The 16,787-nt window shown below is 39.0% G+C and carries 16 protein-coding genes; 3 read left to right on the top strand and 13 right to left on the bottom strand.

The features are described 5' to 3' along the window. Position 1: 1 nt before the first annotated feature. From IGJ39_RS03895 to IGJ39_RS03885, 3 genes are all read right to left on the bottom strand, one after another. A complete protein-coding gene (locus IGJ39_RS03895; RefSeq protein WP_010736035.1) occupies positions 2-151 on the bottom strand; it encodes a teichoic acid D-Ala incorporation-associated protein DltX in 150 nt (49 codons plus the stop codon). Positions 152-361: 210 nt separating this feature from the next. Next, the gene (locus tag IGJ39_RS03890; RefSeq protein ID WP_062805533.1) at positions 362-2,422 is read right to left on the bottom strand and encodes an ABC transporter permease; all 2,061 of its coding nucleotides are present in this window, start codon (positions 2,420-2,422) and stop codon (positions 362-364) included. Continuing rightward, positions 2,412-3,179 (bottom strand): ABC transporter ATP-binding protein, encoded by a 768-nt coding sequence (locus IGJ39_RS03885; RefSeq protein WP_019723768.1) that lies wholly within the window; start codon positions 3,177-3,179, stop codon positions 2,412-2,414. The genes IGJ39_RS03890 and IGJ39_RS03885 overlap by 11 nt, the downstream gene beginning before the upstream one ends. 323 nt (positions 3,180-3,502) lie before the next feature. Here IGJ39_RS03885 and nrdD point away from each other — a divergent pair, with 323 nt between their 5' ends. Both nrdD and nrdG read left to right on the top strand, forming a co-directional pair. Then, on the top strand, positions 3,503-5,692 hold the full coding sequence (nrdD, locus tag IGJ39_RS03880) for an anaerobic ribonucleoside-triphosphate reductase (RefSeq protein WP_195339136.1): 2,190 nt from the start codon (positions 3,503-3,505) through the stop codon (positions 5,690-5,692). A 370-nt stretch (positions 5,693-6,062) separates the two neighbouring features. Continuing rightward, positions 6,063-6,665 (top strand): anaerobic ribonucleoside-triphosphate reductase activating protein, encoded by a 603-nt coding sequence (gene nrdG / locus IGJ39_RS03875; protein ID WP_195339137.1) that lies wholly within the window; start codon positions 6,063-6,065, stop codon positions 6,663-6,665. A 102-nt stretch (positions 6,666-6,767) separates the two neighbouring features. Here the strand turns inward: nrdG and dinB are convergent, their stop codons facing one another. Further along, entirely contained in the window at positions 6,768-7,904 is a 1,137-nt protein-coding gene (gene dinB / locus IGJ39_RS03870) for a DNA polymerase IV (RefSeq protein WP_029594210.1), read from the bottom strand. Positions 7,905-8,148: 244 nt separating this feature from the next. Here dinB and IGJ39_RS03865 point away from each other — a divergent pair, with 244 nt between their 5' ends. After that, on the top strand, positions 8,149-9,408 hold the full coding sequence (locus tag IGJ39_RS03865; RefSeq protein ID WP_195339138.1) for a collagen-like protein: 1,260 nt from the start codon (positions 8,149-8,151) through the stop codon (positions 9,406-9,408). A 261-nt stretch (positions 9,409-9,669) separates the two neighbouring features. On the opposite strand, the gene rsmI is transcribed toward IGJ39_RS03865, so the two are convergent. The 9 genes from rsmI to dnaX all read right to left on the bottom strand — a co-directional run bounded on the left by rsmI (position 9,670) and on the right by dnaX (position 16,594). Beyond that, positions 9,670-10,539: a 16S rRNA (cytidine(1402)-2'-O)-methyltransferase gene (rsmI, locus tag IGJ39_RS03860; protein ID WP_066026214.1), complete on the bottom strand. Its 870-nt coding sequence runs from the start codon at positions 10,537-10,539 to the stop codon at positions 9,670-9,672. A 139-nt stretch (positions 10,540-10,678) separates the two neighbouring features. Then, a complete protein-coding gene (locus IGJ39_RS03855) occupies positions 10,679-11,026 on the bottom strand; it encodes a DNA replication initiation control protein YabA (RefSeq protein WP_010736045.1) in 348 nt (115 codons plus the stop codon). Beyond that, on the bottom strand, positions 11,019-11,843 hold the full coding sequence (locus IGJ39_RS03850; RefSeq protein ID WP_065096085.1) for a PSP1 domain-containing protein: 825 nt from the start codon (positions 11,841-11,843) through the stop codon (positions 11,019-11,021). The genes IGJ39_RS03855 and IGJ39_RS03850 overlap by 8 nt, the downstream gene beginning before the upstream one ends. A 39-nt stretch (positions 11,844-11,882) precedes the next feature. Then, positions 11,883-12,821, bottom strand: a complete 939-nt coding sequence (gene holB, locus IGJ39_RS03845) for a DNA polymerase III subunit delta' (protein WP_195339139.1) — start codon at positions 12,819-12,821, stop codon at positions 11,883-11,885. Between the two features lie 8 nt (positions 12,822-12,829). Further along, complete coding sequence (locus tag IGJ39_RS03840; RefSeq protein ID WP_010736048.1) at positions 12,830-13,159, bottom strand: cyclic-di-AMP receptor; 330 nt, start codon at positions 13,157-13,159, stop codon at positions 12,830-12,832. Further along, on the bottom strand, positions 13,156-13,818 hold the full coding sequence (gene tmk, locus IGJ39_RS03835) for a dTMP kinase (protein WP_029594255.1): 663 nt from the start codon (positions 13,816-13,818) through the stop codon (positions 13,156-13,158). Before tmk ends, IGJ39_RS03840 begins: the two co-directional genes overlap by 4 nt. Positions 13,819-13,907: 89 nt before the next feature. After that, positions 13,908-14,504, bottom strand: coding sequence for a recombination mediator RecR (gene recR / locus IGJ39_RS03830; protein WP_019722633.1), 597 nt, complete (start codon positions 14,502-14,504; stop codon positions 13,908-13,910). A 23-nt stretch (positions 14,505-14,527) separates the two neighbouring features. Beyond that, entirely contained in the window at positions 14,528-14,839 is a 312-nt protein-coding gene (locus IGJ39_RS03825; protein ID WP_195339140.1) for a YbaB/EbfC family nucleoid-associated protein, read from the bottom strand. A gap of 18 nt (positions 14,840-14,857) precedes the next feature. Beyond that, positions 14,858-16,594, bottom strand: coding sequence for a DNA polymerase III subunit gamma/tau (gene dnaX, locus IGJ39_RS03820; protein ID WP_066026212.1), 1,737 nt, complete (start codon positions 16,592-16,594; stop codon positions 14,858-14,860). Positions 16,595-16,787: the final 193 nt, after the last annotated feature.

Below are 16,787 nucleotides of genomic sequence, written 5' to 3'. Positions count from 1 at the left end.
CCTAGAATTCGTTATATATAAATGTTCCACCTTGAATATTTTTGTAATGATACAAATAAATGAGTAATAATAGTATCGTCGAATAAACAAGGGTTCGAAGCATAAAAGTTCGCCAATATCGAACCTGTGGTTGCTGCCACCATTGTTTCATCTCTTTTTCCTCCTATTTAGATCCTTAGTCAAATTCTACTCATTCTATCCACAAAAAAACATTTGTTTTACTAACAGAATGCGCTTTACAGCTAACAGTTTTGTCACTAACTAAAGAGAACAAAAAAAGAGCCGTACGAAAATAAATTCGTACAACTCGATTCTGTCCTTCGTTCAGCTAGAATAAGATCCCCTTTTTGCTCTATTTTTCTTATTCCTCAATGATCCGACAATATAAACGACTAGTCATAAAGTAAAAGAGTAGGTAAATGACGATCAATAAGCCACAGACAAAGTATGCCAACCAATAGTCTGCCCCTTCTACATATTGAGAAAACACATTGATGGCAAATACTGCATGAGTGATGCCCAAAATCATCGGTGGAAAAAACATCAACGCATTTTGTTTATAGATCATCCGATTTGTTTTGCGTTGAGCAATCCCTAATTTTGTCAGCAATTGATAATTGGTTCGTTCAATTTCAGCTTCGGATAATTGTCGCACCATCAAGATACTACCGGTTGCGATGATCACGATCATTCCAACAAAAAGGGCAACAAAGATATTAATCCCAATTTGGCGGTCGATAGCACGCAACCTAGGATAGCGCGCATTATAATTCAAACGTGATGTTTGTCCTGTCAATTTATTTTCTGAATATTCGTTTTCCTCTTCTTTAGAAGCATCTGTATGGATCGTCCCAACTATTCCTTGGTCAGTAATCTCATAACTATAATAAATCGTGTGTGTCCAATTAGTAGCTACTTCTTTATTTAATCGTTCGGTCATTTTTTCTTGATTACCGCCAGTCACATTCCAATTGATGATCTGATATTCTAATCCAGTGACACGGTCAAAGACTTCTTGAGCAACGACCAATGTCGGTCCATAATAGGTCATGCCCTCATCTCCTAAAAATCCAGGAAGAACCTGTTGGATCAAAAGTTCTTGTTTATCCGGCAGATAGATCTTTTTCCCATAACTGGAAAAATTACGAAACATCGTTTCTACTGAATCTAACATAATTGCATGGTCTTTCTCTGTAAGTTTGATGTTTGGCAGACTAGGTTTGATTTTGCGAAAGGCGCGGTATTCTTTTTCTGAAATCAAATTGACTGGCTTGATTTCATTGCCACCAGATACCGAACCGATACTCAGGTTATAATAGCTCCCTACTACTTTGTAATGAAAGACTAATTCGTCGCTGATTTTCTGATTCTCTTCTGTTAAGATTGGTCGCAGTTTATCTGCCGTTTGAGTATCTAATTGATAAGAAACAGGCGCATCAATTTCCTCACGATGAGCAATGAGCGTCGAGATTCCAATCATTCCGCCGATCATTGCCAAAGATAGGCCAATAACTAATGTGATCAACGAATTCATTCGCCAGCCTTTTAACAGATGGATTTGTGTATTCCCAATCAACAAAAAATTGGTTCCCCGGTACTTAAATCTCGATTCACTCAACAAATGGAGCAGTAATCGAAAAGAATAACGAAAGAACAGGTAGGTCCCTAATATGCAGACAAACAATATTGAAAAGGGAAAAGCAATCATCAATCCTAGATTGACTTTTTTTTCAAATAGCTGGCTAATTGTTTCTCTGAAGTTCAATGCAGCGAAATAGCTGCTAGAAATCATCAATACTCCAATCACGCCCAATAAACGATGCCTTGTGCGAATACGCAACATTGAACTTTCCACTTGTTCTCTTTCCCCAAAACTACGATTCATGGGATAACTCCAAATCTTCCATAGTGAATAAAGAGAAACTGCCGAAAGAATAACAAAAAATACCACAACGGTTTCAAAAATGGACGGGATAGAAATAAAAAAACGACTAGTAATGTCCATCTTCATCATTCGTACTAAAATCATTTGAAACAATTTTGAGAAAATACTTCCCAATAAAATCCCTAACATACAAGCAAAAAAACCAATGGTCATCGTTTCCAACACATAGATTGATGAAATCTGGAATTTGCTGATTCCGAATAATTGATAGATCCCAATCTCTTTTTGTCTCCGATTGAGAAAAAAGCGATTAGCACTGAGTACGAAAAAGAGTAAGACAACAGTAATGATCCAACTACCAAGCTTTAAAATATTATCTATCGAAACATCTTGACTTGCCCTTCGAATCAGTGATTGGTCATAGGTCATCGCGCTAAATGAGTAATAGATCATCGTCGATAAGGTCAAACTGAAGAAATAGACAAGGTAGCCCCTTGATTGTTTTAAAAAACTTTTTGCGGCTAATTTATAAAGCATTGATTTTACCGCCTCCTCCAATCGTCGCCTGCATATCGATGACTTTTTCAAAGAATTCTTTTCTCGTCCCACGGCGGATCACTTCTGAAAAAATCACCCCATCTTTGATAAATAAAATACGGTTGCAATAACTAGCTGTATAAGGATCATGTGTCACTAATAAGATCGTTGATTTTTCAACTTCGTTCACTGTTTTTAAATAATTCAACAATTCTGTTGCTGATTTTGAATCCAATGATCCGGTTGGTTCGTCTGCGAAAATCACCTCTGGTTCTACTACTAAAGCTCTAGCTGCCGCAATGCGTTGTCTTTGTCCAACTGACATTTCATCAGGATAACGTTTTAGTAATTCTTCGATCCCCAAAAGCTGGGCAACATGTAAAACTCTTCGGTCCATTTCATCTTTCGCCATATTTTCAACAGCCAAAGGAAGTAAAATATTATCTTTACCATTCAATGTATCAATAAGATTGAACGTTTGAAAGATAAAGCCGATTTTTTTTCGTCTGAAATCACTCAATTCATGTTTTTTCATTTTTGTGATTTCATTTCCTTGGATCATCACACTACCCATCGTCGGTAGATTGATCGTTGATAAGATATTCATCAGAGTAGTCTTTCCCGCTCCACTCGGCCCCATGATCCCAATAAACTCTCCTTCTTCAACTGAAAAAGAAACATTGTCTAATACTTTGACCGGTGATTTACTACTTCCATAACTTTTACTTAAATGTTTTACTTCGATTATTTTACTCATGCTAGTCCTCCACCTTTATCCTTAATTGAATAGTAGCACATCCTTTCCTTTTTTTCCCTTTTGATTTTGTCACCTGATCACTCACGAAAATTATCCTGGAAATTTTTTTATTCAATTTTTTTATTCAAAAAAAAATAATTCGTATTTTTCAAAAGCTGATACTGCACGTTTTCACTTTTTTTCACAAGATAATATACACCATATATAGTATACTCATTCAATTATACAGCGACAAAACACTATATGTAGCAGATAATTAGTTGCTCCTTTCTTCAATTTGTTTTATGATAGACAAGAACTATTTTTTGTAGGAGCTGAAGAAAATGAAACGAACAGATCAAGAAATGGCTGTGCTAGAAAAACAGCCTGAAACCAAAAAAATGACTGTCATCAAACGCGATGGACGCGAGGTGCCATTTGATGAACAGAAAATAAATGCCGCACTGATCAAAGCAGAAAAGAAAATTCACGGTTCCTTATCTCCTATTACGTACGAAAAGATCCAATCAATCGCAGAACTTGTGATCAAAGAAGTCAAAGATCGCTTCGCAAATAACGTAAAAATCTATGAGATCCAAAACATCGTTGAACATATTTTGTTAGAAAAAAACGAATATGCCTTAGCAGAAGAATATATCCATTATCGAACAAAACGTGATTTTGCTCGTAGTAAAGCAACTGACATCAACTTTTCGATCGAGAAACTGATCAATAAAGACCAAAGTGTTGTCAATGAAAATGCGAACAAAGATAGTAATGTATTCAATACGCAGCGTGACTTGACTGCTGGCATCGTTGGGAAATCGATCGGATTGAAATTACTTCCACCGCATATTGCCAACGCCCATCAAAAAGGCGATATCCATTATCATGATCTCGATTACCATCCGTATACACCAATGACAAATTGCTGTTTGATCGACTTCAAAGGTATGTTGAACAACGGGTTTAAAATTGGAAATGCAGAAGTCGAATCACCAAAATCGATCCAAACAGCAACGGCACAGATCTCACAGATCATTGCCAATGTTGCATCTAGCCAATATGGCGGATGTTCTGCCGATCGCACAGATGAATTGCTTGCTCCTTTTGCACAATTAAATTACAAAAAACATTTAATTGATGCCAAAGAATGGATCGACACACCCGAACGGCAAGAAGCCTATGCAAAAGCAAAAACCAAAAAAGATATTTTTGATGCCATGCAAAGTTTGGAATATGAGATCAATACACTTTTCACTTCCAACGGACAAACGCCTTTTACTTCACTCGGCTTCGGTCTAGGTAAAAATTGGTTTGAACGAGAAATCCAAAAAGCGATTTTACAAATCCGAATCAATGGATTAGGCAGTGAGAAACGGACAGCGATCTTCCCCAAATTGATATTTACACTAAAAGACGGAATCAATCTGAAACCAACTGATCCAAACTATGATATCAAACAATTAGCCTTAGAATGTGCCACAAAAAGAATGTACCCAGATATTCTAAATTATGACAAGATCGTTGAATTGACAGGAAGCTTCAAAGTACCAATGGGCTGTCGCTCCTTCTTACAAGGTTGGAAAGACGAGAACGGTGAAGAAGTGAATGTCGGAAGAATGAATCTAGGTGTGGTTACGTTGAACTTGCCGCGGATCGCCTTAGAAGCAGACGGTGACCAAGAAAAATTCTGGCAATTACTTTCAGATCGCTTGTCGATTATGAAAGATGCCTTAGTTTATCGTGTCGAACGTTGTAAAGAAGCGATTCCAGCAAATGCACCGATCCTTTACATGTATGGTGCATTCGGTAAACGACTATCTCGTACAGACGCCGTAGATGAATTATTTAAAAATCGTCGAGCAACTGTTTCATTAGGCTACATCGGACTTTATGAAGTCGCTGCTTCTTTCTTTGGCGGTGAATGGGAAAATAATGCTGAAGCCAAAGATTTCACTCTAGATATCGTGAAAAAACTAAAAGCCAATGCCGACGCTTGGGGAAATGAATATGGCTATCACTTCAGCGTATACTCCACACCAAGTGAAAGCTTGACGGATCGTTTTTGCCGTTTAGATACAGAGAAATTCGGTATCGTTGAAAATATCACAGATAAGGAATATTACACTAACAGTTTCCACTATGATGTGCGTAAAAATCCAACGCCATTTGAAAAGCTTGAATTTGAAAAAGACTATCCAAAATACTGTTCTGGTGGCTTTATCCATTACTGTGAATATCCAGTCTTGCAACAAAACCCTAAAGCATTAGAAGCTGTTTGGGACTTTGCCTATGACAAAGTAGGCTATTTAGGAACCAATACACCGATCGATCATTGTTACCAATGTGGTTTTGAAGGAGATTTCCAACCAACTGAACGTGGCTTTGAATGCCCAGAATGCGGCAATCACGATCCAAAATCATGTGACGTAGTCAAACGAACATGCGGCTACCTAGGAAACCCACAAGCCCGCCCAATGGTCCACGGCAGACACAAAGAAATCTCATCACGCGTGAAACATATGAAGTAAGGTTGTGAGAAAGCCGTTCAGCTCCAAGTAATAAGGCAGAAGATGGAAAAATAGTTTTCTATATTTTTTCATCTTTTGACTTATTATCGTAGGAGTTGGCTTTCGAACACCGTGGATAAGGTTGTGAAAGAAGCGTTTAGCACTGAGTAATAAGACAGAAAAATCAAAAATGGTTCTTTCATTTTAGATTTTTTTGACTTATTACCGAAGTGTTGCTTCTTGAACACCGTAGATAAGGTTGTGAGAAAAGCGCCCAGCTCCAAGTCATACGAGAGATAGCATCCCTTCCTCTGGCTATTTTCTTATGTCTCCTACGACCGTCAAGAATTTTTTATAACGGATACCATTTTATAATGAAAGAAGTTTTACTATGAGAAATCCTAAACCTAAAGAATGGCTGGCTCAAGATTATAGTCATGACTATATCGCCGATTATAAACCGTTCAACTTTGTGGATGGCGAAGGTGTTCGTAATAGCTTATATGTAAGTGGCTGTTTATTTGCCTGTGAAGGTTGTTTTAACAAAGCCGCTCAGAATTTTCGTTACGGCAAACCATTCACTCCAGAACTGGAAGAACAGATCATGGCTGATCTACGTAACGATTACGTCCAAGGATTGACACTCTTAGGCGGTGAACCTTTTTTGAATACGAATGTTTGCCTACGTGTAGTTGATCGAATCCGGCAAGAATTTGGTCACAGCAAAGATATCTGGTCATGGACTGGTTATACCTTCGATGAATTATTACAAGATTCGGAAGATAAACTAGAACTGCTCTCGAAAATCGATATTCTCGTTGATGGCCGTTTTGAATGGTCAAAAAGAGATTTCAAATTACAATTTCGTGGAAGCAGCAATCAGCGCATCGTTGACGTGCAACGATCGCTTGCTGAAAAACAAGTCGTCATCTGGGAAAAATGTACAGATGCTACGCAAACATATGAACAAATAAAAAAACAAGAACTGATTTAACTATACTCAGTTTTGATTGAACAAAATAAAGAATGCTCCATCTAAAAGACCAAGACAGAAGTGAATTCCGCTTTTGTCTCAAAGTCTAAGATGGCGCATTCTTTATTCTATTTCTGGTTCTATCGCTTGCGTTTCCCACAAAGGTAACACAATATTCTCATAAGTCATCGGATCTAAATTCGTCAGTGTGATACCTAATAAACGAATCCCCTTCTCTATCCCTAAAATCTCTTCCCATATCAGACTGGCTTGATAAAACAGCGCTTCTTTTTTATAGACATATTCTGGTAATGTCACTCGCTTCGTTACTGTAGAATAATCGGTATAACGGACCTTCAAGACAACTGTTTTTCCATGTTTCTGAACACGCCGGAGAGAATCTTCCACTTTCTCAGCCAGCTGACGCAACTGACCAAGAACTTCTTCTTCTGTTCTTAGTGGTTGTCCATACGTATGCTCTTTCCCGACTGACTTACGCTCGCGGGTGACATTGACCGGCGAATCATGGATACCTCGTACTTTTCGATACAACGAATACCCCATTTTACCAAACTGTTGGATCAACATCATTTCAGTACATTGATACAGATCTTCTCCTGTAAAAATACCTAATTCATGCATTTTAGGAACAGTTTTCTTGCCGACACCATGAAATTTTTCGATTGGTAATGCTTTTAAGAAATCGACAGCTTCTTCGGGGGTGACGACCGTCATTCCTTTAGGTTTTTGAAAATCTGATGCAAGTTTCGCTAAAAATTTATTATAGCTGACACCAGCCGAACAAGTCAGATGCACCGTTTGCCAAATATCAAGTTGGATCATTCGGGCGATTTTAATCGCTGATTTACAATTGATTTTATTATTCGTGACATCTAAATAAGCTTCATCAATACTAACTGGTTCGACTAAGTCTGTATAGCGATAAAAAATCTCCCTGACTTCTTTTGATATCGCACTATATTTTTGGTGGTCTCCCGGTTTGAAAATCGCTTCTGGACAAAGTTCATAGGCTTTTTGGGCACTCATTGCTGAATGGATGCCGAACTTACGTGCTTCATAGTTAGCCGTCGTCACTACCCCACGCCCGCCAGTATCACTGGGATGTCTGGCGATCACTAAGGGTTTTCCACGAAGTTCAGGGTGATCTCGTTCTTCAACGGACGCGAAAAAAGCATCCATATCGATATGAATGATTTTTCTAGACGTATCATTATGTAAAGGAAACTGTAATTCCATCAGACTCACCCCACTATTATTATACACGAACTTTTGTTCCCTTTCAAGAAAAGATCTTTCCTTAAATCCTGTGAATACGCGCTGTCTTTTCTTTGGCACACGTCCCTATTTGTGCAAGTCTACTTATTCGTTTGGACACGCTCAATATTAAATAACAATTCTTATGATTTTAAAACATCATTATATTATGCTATTATCTGTTTGTAAAAGACTGGCCAGTCTTAATTAAAATTAAAGGAGAGTAACCATGTTAAATAACTTAAAAAATAACGTTAGCCCCGTTTTAGAAAAAGAGTTTAAAAAAATCAATCAGTTCAGAACTAAATTCTTAAAAAAAAATTTGACAAAAACTACTCCCGATAATACTCTACCATCCAATCATATTGTGAGTACTTCTGATATTTTTACTTTAACTCCTGATAGTGCAAAAAAAATTGGTATAGCGTATCAGCAAATCAAATGTCCTGATGTTCAGACTCTCAAACTATTGACTGGAACGCCCGATTTTCTATTTGAAAATGAGTTAACAACCAAAGATGAACGCTTCAAAGTACTACCAGATATCAATTTAAAAGAAAACCGTACAAGTCAAAATCTATGTACTGTTCTAAAAGCTTATGTATATGGTAATTCTAATGATGCTCAGGTGTACGAGGAAATGTTGAATCGCTTTATCTTCCCTATGACTCTCCAGCATTATGGCAGCAAGGAGCAAAATCTCACAATCAAAGAAAACACTAGTTTTGTGATTGATTCTGGCGATACTGTCTCCCTTTCTTTTAAGTCGGTGACATTAGAAAAGAACGCTAGTCTCGTTTGTGCACACACACATGTCCACTTTCAAACTGAACAGATGACTCAATTGGAGCATACTTCCTTGAATAATGGAATTGTCGTCATTGGGACACATGGAGGAAATGGCGGAAATGGAGGGAATGGCGCAGCTGGAGCAAACGGAGGAAACGGTGGTTCCGATATTAATAAAAAATTGGGTGGAAATGGGACTGAGGGTGCAGATGGCTCTCCCGGAACAGAGGGTGGCAACTCATCTGAATGTACGTTTTATATCAAAAAACTTACAGGAGATACTCCTTTTGGCAGCTATGGTGGGAATGGCGGAAATGGCGGAAATGGTGGAAATGGTGGCAGTGGCGGAGACGGCGGAGACGGCGAAGACTCAAAGAGCTGCACGGATGGGGGAAACGGTGGAAACGGAGCAAAAGGTGGAAATGGCGGAAATGGTGGAAAAAGTGGAAACGGAGCAAATATAGTTATCTATATAGATGAAGGAGTGGAATATATTCTTACAGGTATACATGACGTTTCCCCAGGAAGTGGTGGACAAGGTGGAAATGGCGGGGCTGCTGGAAAAGGCGGGTCTAAGAAAAGTGATGGCAAGCCGGGCTCACCGGGAACAAGTGGTAGTGCTGGAAAAAGTGGTAGCGCTGGGCAAGCCGGGCAAAGCGGGAATATCTCTATTTTACCTTATCGTGATCCTGTAGATTAATCCGTTTAACCATTCTTATATCACTTAGATGCAATCAAACGAACAAGCTGTCGAAATAATTTCTGCATCAAAAAAGAGTGGATTCATCGCAGTAAACTAAATAGCTGTATTGTTCCCTTCTACTCTTTTCAAAATACGAAAACTAAAATTTAAGAAATGATTCATCAATAATAAGCGGAGAGACGAAAATCTAAACCTGATTTCCGTCTCTCCGCTTCATTTATCTAGAATAGTTGATGTAGCTTGTTCTTCTTATTTCATTTAATTATCCAATTCATGGAACTGACGATACACGTCTTGTTTCTTGATTCCGTTTTTGACTGCAATCGTTTTGATTGCCGCATTCGGTTTTTCTCCTTGATCGATCAATTGTTGTACTTGTTCTTTCAAGGTACCTTGAAGCTGTTCAGTTGGAACGATTTCCTCGTTGCTTCCCTCAACAAGTAAACAGCATTCTCCCTTGATCGGCTGTTTTTCTAAATAACCAAGTAATTCTTCGATGTCTCCGCGTAGGTATTCTTCATGGATCTTCGTCAATTCTCGACAAAGCACCACTTGACGATTGCCGAACACTTCCAACATGTTAGTCAACGTTGCGGCTACGCGATAAGGTGATTCGTAAAAAATCAATGTTGCTTTCTGTGCGACAAGAGATGCTAGTATGTCCTGTTGTTCCTTTTTCTTTCTAGGTAAGAAACCATAGAATAAAAATGGTTGCGGAACAAGCCCAGAGGCAATCAATGCGGTCATACCCGCTGTAGGACCTGGCAATGCTACAACTGGGATATCTTCTTTGATACAAGCAACGACAAGCTCATGTCCAGGATCACTGATAGATGGCATGCCCGCATCGCTTACTTGTGCTATCGTTTTTCCTTCTTTTAGCCAGTCGATCAATTGAGGAATACGTTCTTTATAATTATGTTCGTGCAAACTTTTTTGGGGAGTTTGGATCTCGAAATGATTCAATAGCTTTTGTGTATTGCGTGTATCCTCACTCGCAATCAAATCAGCTTCTTGTAATGTCCGCACACTGCGAACAGTCATATCCTCCAAGTTTCCGATTGGTGTTGGAACGAGGTAAAGTGTGCCAAACACGTGATTTCCTTTAAAGCTCTTTTGGTTATACATATGATTCTCCTTATCAAACAGAGTAAAGGAAGCTACTCTAATTAAAAAATTTATCCTGGTAGTTCAACGACGAATACCGCAAAACAAGAATGCTTTGCGGTATTCATTGACTGTGATAGAAGCCACTGGATCCTTTGATTTAGCGTCCACTTTCACGATAGATCACTTCTAAACAGAACGCACAAGGTTCATCATTTTCACGTCTTGAACCATACAAATCATAACAAACATGGAATCCTTCTTCGTAAATCTTTTCAAGATTCATTCGGGATTTTGATAGTTCTTGTTTGGCATTTTCAGCTGGAGCTTGCGCCACTTGGTTCAATTCACGAAGATGTTCACGTAATCGTTGATTTTCCATCTCTAAGGTGGTATTTTTCTCAACGATTTCATGCAGTGCATGTTTCATCTCTACTAATTCAGTCAATGTATTTCGTAACTCTGACTCCAATTGGTTCAACCCATCATATAATGATCTCTTATCCATTCATCTCACCTACTTGGATGAAATTTTTTAGTTCATCCCATTCATATTCAACAGGATTCTCCCGTCCGTTCAGTCGCACACTAACTAAGCGACTAAGCAGGTTCAATCCTACGACTTTCCCTTTACCATCAGGAGTTTCAAGTGTTTTCCCAAAGTCAGGGAGTTCTTTTTTTGCGGCTTCATATGCTTCACTTTCATACTGTAGACAGCACATCAAGCGACCGCACAAGCCAGAAATTTTAGTTGGGTTCAGTGATAATCCTTGTTCTTTTGCCATTTTGATCGAAACAGGCACAAAATCTCCTAAGAAAGACGAACAACAGAGTGGCCGCCCACAAGGCCCGATACTTCCGATCATCTTCGCCTCATCCCGAACACCGATTTGTTTCAATTCGATCCTTGTACGAAAAACGGCCGCCAAATCTTTCACTAATTCACGAAAATCAATACGTCCATCTGCCGCAAAATAAAAAGTCAATTTGCTTCGATCAAAAGTATATTCAACTTGGACGATCTTCATTTCTAGTTTTCTCTCTCTAATTTTTTCTTTCGCAATCAAAAAAGCTTTTTTTGCATCTTCTTCATTTTTGTTGCATTTTTTAAGCTCAGCAGTTGTTGCTTTATGCAAAATGGGATTGATGGTTTCAGGTAAATCTTCCAGATCAATATCTCTTTTGGGAATAGCAACCGTTGCGATATGTAAAGTTTGCTGAGACTCGACTAACACTTTATCATTGTATGCATATTCTGAATCTCCGGGTGTAAAATAATAGACATGACCAGCATCTCTATAACGGACACCTACTACTTCTACCATTTGTGGCCTCCTTGATTACGCAAAATATAAATTGACAAATCAAAAAATCGTTTGTAATACAAATTGCTCAGCGACGGCTTGAAAACTCACATTGCTACGCAGTTTTTGTTCTGCTAACAAAATACGTTCAATCGTTTGATTCAGCCGTTTGACTTTACCATACTCCCCAGATGTTATCGCCTGTTTTTGAGCTTCCTGATAATAATACATTAAAATTGAAAAACCAGTAAATTGTTGATTTTTTTCTTTAAATACTTTCACCAATCGTTTTTGGACATAGATAAAGGCTTGTGTATCTCTTTTATCTAAGTAGACAAACCATTGATAAGTCAAGTCCTTAGCCTCATTAAACCATTCATCTTCTGAGATTTCAACTGCTTTTCCTAAACTGTTTGTCAAGAATGACAAAAGTTTTGCTTTTTCCGCAGAAATTTGCTGATCTTGTAATTTTTGAATCAATGAATCCTTTGACAATTCTTGGAAATGCAAGGTCTGACAACGAGATTGGATCGTAGGTAAGATCCGACCAATAGCTTCCGTTTCTAAAATCGCTAGAAAATCACCAGGTGGTTCTTCTAAAAATTTCAATAGACTATTGGCCGCACTCGCGTTCATTTTTTCTGCTTCCTGGATCAAGAATACTTTTTTCCTTGATTCATATCCACTACGACTAAACTCTGTCTGTAAGCGCCGGATCTGATCGACCTTGATCGACTGACCATCGGGTGCAAGAACGAGTACATCTGGATGTTCTTGATTTTTGATCCGTTGACAATTATTGCATCTGCCACAAGGTTGTTGGTTGTTCATATTCGTACAATATAAATGTTGTGCTAACCAAATGCCTACCTCATGCTTTCCTGTACCTTTTTCACCTTCAAAAAGATAAGCATGAGCGAGACGCCCATGCTCAAAACTTCGTTGAAGTTGTTGATACACGAGAGGTTGCATTTGCGCAAGTATGTTTTCTTGAGCCATAGTTCCTCCTAGAAATGGTGGAATCCTTCAACTGGTAAGACAAAGACTGTTGCTCCGCCCACTTCTACTTCTACAGGATAAGGAACGCCACCGTCCATTGAAATATCTAACGTTACTGGAGTAGAAACAAATTGTTTTCTTGACTCACATGTTTTTTTGATGATCTCTAATGCTTCTTCGACACGATCGTCCTCAATACCAACGATAAATGTGCTGTTTCCCGCTTTAAGGAAACCACCAGTAGAAGATAATTTAGTCGCACGAATGTTTGCATCGATCAATTCATTGGACAAACGGTTGCTATCTTTATCTTGAATGATTGCTAAAATGATTTTCATTTACGTTCACCTTCCTGACTTTCAAAATATTGTGGAAATTGGTTGATAATTGCGTGGTAACTCAATTGTAACACTTCTTCAAAACTATTTCTTGCATCGATCTTATGGATACGCTCTGGATGTTCCTCTACCAATTTCAAATAGGCATGACGGACACGCTGGTGGAACTCTAATCCTTCTGAATCTAAGCGATCGATTTGGTTCTGGCGATTTTTAGCGATGCGACGTAATCCTGTGTCAGAATCGACATCAAGATAAAGAGTAAAATCAGGAGTCGTTCCTTCTGTAGCAAATTCATTCAGTTCAGCAATCTCGTTTACGCCGATCCGACGACCCGCACCTTGGTAGGCCAACGAACTATCGACAAAACGATCACACAAAACGATTTTCCCACTCGAAAGTGCAGGTAAAACTTTTTCGACCAAGTGTTGTCGTCGAGCAGCTGCGTATAATAAACTTTCTGTTCGCTCGTCCATGCGATCATTTTTGGGATCAAGAATCACTGCACGAATCTGTTCAGCAATTGGTATCCCCCCTGGTTCCCGAGTTTGAATGATCTCTGTTTTTGCTACTTGTTGTAAAAGAGGATATAGTTCTTTGATGATACTCGTTTTACCTGCACCATCAGGTCCCTCGATCGTAATAAATAAGCCGTTCACACTTGTTCCTCCATCTCTTCTCTTGCTTTTCTATTGTATCTGAAAATCTTTGTTGATCAAACTACCGCGATCTGACTCGTAGCAAAAAATCATAGTTCACGTCTGCCTTCGACCGCTTTCATTAAAGTCACTTCGTCTGCGTATTCGATATCGGAACCAACAGATAAGCCATGTGCTAACCGTGTGACTTTGATACCAGCAGGCTTGATCAATCGTGAAAGGTAGATTGCTGTTGCTTCTCCTTCAGTGGTCGCATTCGTTGCGATGATCACTTCTTGGACCTCTGCATCATGCAAACGTTGTAAGAGAGGAGGAATATTGATATCTTCTGGACCCGTACCTTCCATTGGTGACAATACACCATGTAACACATGGTACAAGCCACGATACTCACGCATCTTCTCCATCGCCATGACATCTTTTGGTTCTTCAACGACTAAAATGATGCCACGATCTCTCGATGGATCTTTACAGATCTCACAAGGATCTTCTTCTGTGATATTTCCGCAAATACTACAAAAATGTAGATCGCGTTTGACGCTCAATAAAGCTTTAGCAAATTCATTGACCACTTCATCTTTCATATCGATCGTATAAAAAGCCAGTCTTGTCGCTGTTTTTTGACCAATACCTGGAAGTCTCATATAACTGTCGATCAGTTTGGCAATTGGTTCTGGATATTGCATGTTCATTTCCCCTTCAGGAAAATTTAAAAGGGTAAGCCCTTAGTGTATTTTCCCATTGTTTTTTCTGATTCTGTATCGATTTTTTCTAATACGTCATTGACAGCCATCACGATCAAATCTTGTAGCATTTCTGTATCTTCTGGGTCAACTACTTCATCATTGATCTGGATATCTTTCATTCGACGATTACCAGTAAAGACGACTTTGACTAGATTATTCGTAGAACTACCAGTAAATTCTGTTTCATTTAGTTTTTCTTGGGCTTCGCCCATTTCTTTTTGCATTTTTTGGACTTGTTTCATCATCCCTTGCATATTTCCCATTCCGCGCATCATTATTATCGCTCTCCTTTTCTAATCATCGATTACTGTGACTGCTGAACCGAAAAGTTCTTCAGCTTTCGTCACTACATTTTCTTGGTTTGTTTGTTCTTGAGGAAGCAATTCGATCTCGTCTGATTCATCATCAGACGCAAACGATTCTTCGGCTTCTCCATCCTTTGCTTGGACGAGATAATTTTTTCTTAGACCAGGCCAACTTTCCCGTGTGATATAGACAGGCTCTGGCGCATAATCTTTGATCATGCGACTAAGTTGGTTGTGGATCGCTAATTGAAGCTCTTCGTCATTAGCTGCGCGCTGACAGACGATTTCATAATCAAAAGCAATCACTAGTCCATTAGGTCCTGCCGCAACTGGTTCACTTGCTTTGAGCATCGCTCGCTGGGTCACTGACAAACTCATCAAAAGATCATCCCAGACTTCTTTTACTTCATTCAAGTGTTTCCTTGTCGCCTCTTTTAGTACATTATACACCCGTTCCGTAGGAATACGGTATGTACTTGGCTGTTTTTTCTGAACAGGTGATTGCGTCGTTTGCTGATTCGCAGTGACTTTCACCGTGCCATTTTTGATTTCTTTGATTTCCTTTTTCAGCTCTTGGATCTCTTGTTGCAATTGTTTTACTTGTTGCTGATCGATTTCACTAGGCACTTGCTGACTTTCATTTGCTGAAGATTGAGCTAGTTTCACTGTCGCAACCTCTAAATAAATAGTCGCACTATTTGTAAAACGTACCTCATTTTGTGTATCGCTCAAAATTTGGATCATTTGAAACAAACGTTGTGCCGGGATTTCTTTCGCCAATGTCGTGAATGTTTCTGTTTTGACATGTGAGGTTTCCTCTAATAGATTTGGTGCTTGCTGAAACATCAATAGATCACGGCAATAAGACAACAGATCTTCTAAAAAGCGCCGTGATTCTTTTCCTGCCGCTAAAATTTGATTCAATTCTTGTAAGGCTTGTGGGATCTCTTTGCTAAAACAAGCGGATAGATACGCATCCATCATCTCATTCGTCAAACTCCCCGTGACTTGCATTGCATCATCCAACGTGATCGTGCCATCACTGAAAGAAATCGCTTGGTCAAGAATACTTAACGCATCTCGCATCCCACCTTCTGCTGCTCGTGCGATGACTGTCAACGCAGGCGCTTCGTAAGCAATCTCTGTTTGATCCAAGATATATTCTAAATGTTCGGTAATATCTGCTGCATTGATCCGTTTGAAATCAAAACGTTGTGTTCGAGAGATGATCGTTGCAGGGATTTTGTGCGGTTCAGTGGTTGCTAAAATAAAAATAACACTTTCTTTTGGTTCTTCCAGTGTTTTCAGTAAAGCATTGAACGCTCCAGTCGAAAGCATGTGGACTTCATCAATGATATAAATTTTGTAAGCGGCTTTTGTTGGTGCATAATTTGCTCGATCTCTGATGAAACGGATCTCCTCGACACCATTGTTACTTGCCGCATCGATTTCAATGACATCTTCTTGTGTCCCAGTCGTGATCGACTGACACATCTCACAATGATTACAAGGTTCACCATCTTTGCTGTTTGGGCAATTGATCGCCTTGGCAAATATTTTTGCCGCACTTGTTTTCCCTGTCCCTCTTGGTCCTGTAAACAAATAGGCATGTGAGGTTTTATGGGAAACAATCGCATTTTTCAATGTTTGTGTCACAGCTTTTTGTCCAACGATATCCTCAAATCGCTGTGAACGCCACACACGATAAAGTGCTTGATATGCCATAAGGATCCCCCTTCTTTTGAAAAATTCACTAACTTTTATTATACGTGATTTAGCCAAAAAAAACTACTATACTTTATTCGGTTGTAACAGAAGTGAGCAACACTTAGAAATAAGCCTTAACATTCAAAAAAGCTGCTCGTATTTTGGGATGTTAAGGCTAAATACCAATTTCGAACATCGTTTGTCTAGGTTG

This window comes from Enterococcus sp. AZ140, from assembly GCF_051714405.1.
In the GTDB taxonomy this organism is placed as follows: Bacteria; Bacillota; Bacilli; order Lactobacillales; family Enterococcaceae; genus Enterococcus_B; species Enterococcus_B pernyi.
This window is presented reverse-complemented; position numbering and strand designations above follow the sequence as displayed.